We start from the raw sequence: 2,573 nt of genomic DNA, 5'->3' as shown, positions 1-2,573 counted from the left end.
CCTTCCATCAGGCGGTCCAGGAGGTCTTTATCAATGCTCATGCGGGGGCTCCTCTTCGAGCAATTTATCACCACACCGCACAAAATTCAGGATAGTCCCACTCCCTGTTGTTCCTGAACCAGTGCGAGCAGCCGCTCCCATACGCCGAGCTTCGCCCAGCGGATGAAAAGCTGCGCAGCCCGCCACCACGGACCCAGTTCAGCGGGGATACTCCGCCATTTCGCGCCATTCTCATGACGCCAGAAAATCGCTGCTATCGTCCGCCGCAGATCATGTGGCGGCGTCTTGCCCCTCTGGCGAACCTCCTCAATCAGAGGTTCCCAGATCGCCCATGTCTCGTCCGTAAAGGTGCCTGTTCTGTCTCCTTCTTCCATCCCTACAATATGGGAAGAAATTCAAGATCTAACAGGCCCTAGTCTGTCATGAAATCTCGACACGACGTTCGGATAAAACGAGTTTACGATCTGCCTTCGGAAATAGATGGCGTTCGTGTTCTTGTGGATCGATTGTGGCCTCGAGGGTTGCACAAATCAGATGTTAAAATGGATTATTGGTTAAAGAATGCTGCTCCAATCTCCGATCTTCGACACTGGTTTGATCATGACCCGGCTCACTGGGATGAATTCAAACTCAGGTATCGTCATGAGCTTTCTGAAGGAAATTCCGACATCAAAAAACTTGAGAACCTTATGAAAAAAGGGAGGATCACTCTTCTTTATGCTGCGCATGATCCGCTTCATAATCACGCTCTTGTTCTCCAGAAATTTCTGGATGAGCAGGACATATAGGTATTGACGCTAACGTATAAAAAGTATTCATCCGTTATCACGTTTTTAGGAATTATGTTCCATGCCGAATTTAAGTTTTTCTGAAACAGATCAAAAGAATTCTCCCATTATTTGTGACGATGCGATTGTCCGGGTCCATCGCTCAGGCATCATCGAGTTGTGGGATGACAACGCAGTTCAGATGTTTAGTTTTGCGGCGGAGGAAGCTATTGGGAAGTCACTTGATCTGATTATACCGGAAAAATTACGTGAACGGCACTGGAAAGGTTGGTCTTATGTCGTGGAGCAGGGAGTAACAGGTTTTAATTCAGATCGTACACTCACCGTGCCGGCTTTAAGACGGAATGGTTCGCAGATTGTTGTTGTATTCAATATGGATATCATAAGAAACCATAGTGGAAATATCGATGCGATAAAGGTTGTTTTTCGTGATATCAGGAAGCAGCCATGAAACCGTATCGTATTACGTCGGAGTTCAATGCGATAACTCTTCCCGCAGGTCTGCGTCAGCGTCATGCCACGAAGGCTGGCGTATGGGCAGTTATCCGTATTCTGGAAGGAACTGCGACGCTCGTGTACGTTGACACTGGAGAAGTCAGGCATCTGACACCTTGTGAACCAGGCCTTATCAAACCGGAGCAGACGCATTACCTAAAATTATCTGGTTTGGTCCGGCTAAAACTGGAGTTTTACGATTCTGATCCAGTTCATTCTTTGTGAAGTATATGAACACTTACATCTGTAGCTGTAGGGCCGACCCTTTGTGAAATGCTATATGCCCAGTTTTCTGGCTGACAATCTCGTATTGAGGTTCCTGGCCTGACGCATGATGATGATACCCATTGACGAGAAATGGTGATGTGTGAATTTTCGTAATTTTACCTGTGACATAACCGGCTTCAGAGTTCCATGAAACAATGTCGCCAATTCTGAAGGTTTGTGAAGACATGGTAATTTTCCTTATGCAACCGAAGACACTGTAAAATGACCAAGGTTAAATGTAAGACGATTTATACGATTGGTCACTCTACGCATTCCCTTGACGAGTTTATAACACTTATTTGTCATTATCATATTACATTCGTGGCGGATGTTCGTGCGTTTCCGTATTCTAGGCGTAATCGGGATTACAATGGTAATGTCCTGTCTGAAGCGCTTGGGAAAGTAAACGTTATTTATCGTCATTTTCCGGAGTTAGGCGGGAGACGTCCGCGGTCTAGAACCGTTGCACCTACGATTAATGCATTCTGGCGTGTGCAAAGTTTTCATAATTATGCCGACTATGCTTTAAGCGATGAATTTCAGAAAGGTCTAGCAACTTTAATCGAAGCGAGCCGATATGAAACGGTTGTTTTAATGTGCGCAGAGGTTCTTTGGTGGCGGTGTCATCGGCGCATTATTTCAGATTATCTTCTTTCTAAAGGTTTGACGGTGATCCATATCCTGTCGTTGACGAACACGCAGGAAGGCGTTCTTACGTCTGGTGCTGTTGTCGAACCAACAGGTTGTTTAACGTATCCTCTTCCAGAGTCCGTATGTGTCCAAAATGATGAGAAGTCATAATAAAAATCAGAATATTCCATCGGAACCTGAAGAAATGTTCAGCGCTCTGAGACTCTTTGATGGTGTTTCAAAGCGTGAAAAACGCGTTCTTTTGTCATCTGTGAAAAAAACGATGTGGAGGGATCGAAGAACCCCTGATTGATGTGCTTGGCCGGTAATTTCTGGGTTTTGGCGATTTGATTGACGGTTTTTGCGATGGCCTCCGGTCTGCGTTTTGAGCAG

At 45.7% G+C, this 2,573-nt stretch carries 6 protein-coding genes and 1 pseudogene; 4 read left to right on the top strand and 3 right to left on the bottom strand.

The annotated features are described in order from the left end of the window. Positions 1 to 107: 107 nt before the first annotated feature. Positions 108 to 374, bottom strand: a pseudogene (locus CFR72_RS16600) (transposase); the annotation flags it as partial. A 48-nt stretch (positions 375 to 422) separates the two neighbouring features. On the opposite strand from CFR72_RS16600, the gene CFR72_RS16595 reads away from it, so the two are divergent. From CFR72_RS16595 to CFR72_RS16585, 3 genes are all read left to right on the top strand, one after another. Then, the gene (locus CFR72_RS16595) at positions 423 to 788 is read left to right on the top strand and encodes a DUF488 domain-containing protein (protein WP_110914798.1); all 366 of its coding nucleotides are present in this window, start codon (positions 423 to 425) and stop codon (positions 786 to 788) included. A 61-nt stretch (positions 789 to 849) separates the two neighbouring features. Next, positions 850 to 1,239 carry a PAS domain-containing protein gene (locus CFR72_RS16590; RefSeq protein ID WP_014106953.1) on the top strand — a complete coding sequence of 130 codons (390 nt, stop codon included), beginning with the start codon at positions 850 to 852 and terminating at the stop codon, positions 1,237 to 1,239. Next, positions 1,236 to 1,508 carry a DUF1971 domain-containing protein gene (locus tag CFR72_RS16585; protein ID WP_023524174.1) on the top strand — a complete coding sequence of 91 codons (273 nt, stop codon included), beginning with the start codon at positions 1,236 to 1,238 and terminating at the stop codon, positions 1,506 to 1,508. Before CFR72_RS16590 ends, CFR72_RS16585 begins: the two co-directional genes overlap by 4 nt. Before the next feature lie 13 nt (positions 1,509 to 1,521). Here CFR72_RS16585 and CFR72_RS16580 read toward each other — a convergent pair whose 3' ends face one another. Then, positions 1,522 to 1,737: a hypervirulence associated TUDOR domain-containing protein gene (locus CFR72_RS16580; RefSeq protein ID WP_010512346.1), complete on the bottom strand. Its 216-nt coding sequence runs from the start codon at positions 1,735 to 1,737 to the stop codon at positions 1,522 to 1,524. Between the two features lie 35 nt (positions 1,738 to 1,772). Between CFR72_RS16580 and CFR72_RS16575 the strand changes: the two genes are divergently transcribed. Continuing rightward, complete coding sequence (locus tag CFR72_RS16575) at positions 1,773 to 2,351, top strand: DUF488 domain-containing protein (RefSeq protein WP_010512347.1); 579 nt, start codon at positions 1,773 to 1,775, stop codon at positions 2,349 to 2,351. A gap of 38 nt (positions 2,352 to 2,389) precedes the next feature. On the opposite strand, the gene CFR72_RS17895 is transcribed toward CFR72_RS16575, so the two are convergent. Beyond that, positions 2,390 to 2,573, bottom strand: a 184-nt coding sequence (locus CFR72_RS17895) for a hypothetical protein (RefSeq protein ID WP_208630099.1), incomplete at its 5' end; no start/stop codon positions are given.

Origin of the sequence: Gluconacetobacter entanii, from assembly GCF_003206495.1 — a bacterium.
In the GTDB taxonomy this organism is placed as follows: domain Bacteria; phylum Pseudomonadota; class Alphaproteobacteria; order Acetobacterales; family Acetobacteraceae; genus Novacetimonas; species Novacetimonas entanii.
This window is presented reverse-complemented; position numbering and strand designations above follow the sequence as displayed.

Bases quoted from the DNA above. Each gene is read 5' to 3' on its own strand.
- CFR72_RS16595 (WP_110914798.1), top strand. From the start codon at position 423: ATGAAATCTCGACACGACGTTCGGATAAAACGAGTTTACGATCTGCCT.
- CFR72_RS16590 (WP_014106953.1), top strand. From the start codon at position 850: ATGCCGAATTTAAGTTTTTCTGAAACAGATCAAAAGAATTCTCCCATT.
- CFR72_RS16585 (WP_023524174.1), top strand. From the start codon at position 1,236: ATGAAACCGTATCGTATTACGTCGGAGTTCAATGCGATAACTCTTCCC.
- CFR72_RS16580 (WP_010512346.1), bottom strand. From the start codon at position 1,737: ATGTCTTCACAAACCTTCAGAATTGGCGACATTGTTTCATGGAACTCT.
- CFR72_RS16575 (WP_010512347.1), top strand. From the start codon at position 1,773: ATGACCAAGGTTAAATGTAAGACGATTTATACGATTGGTCACTCTACG.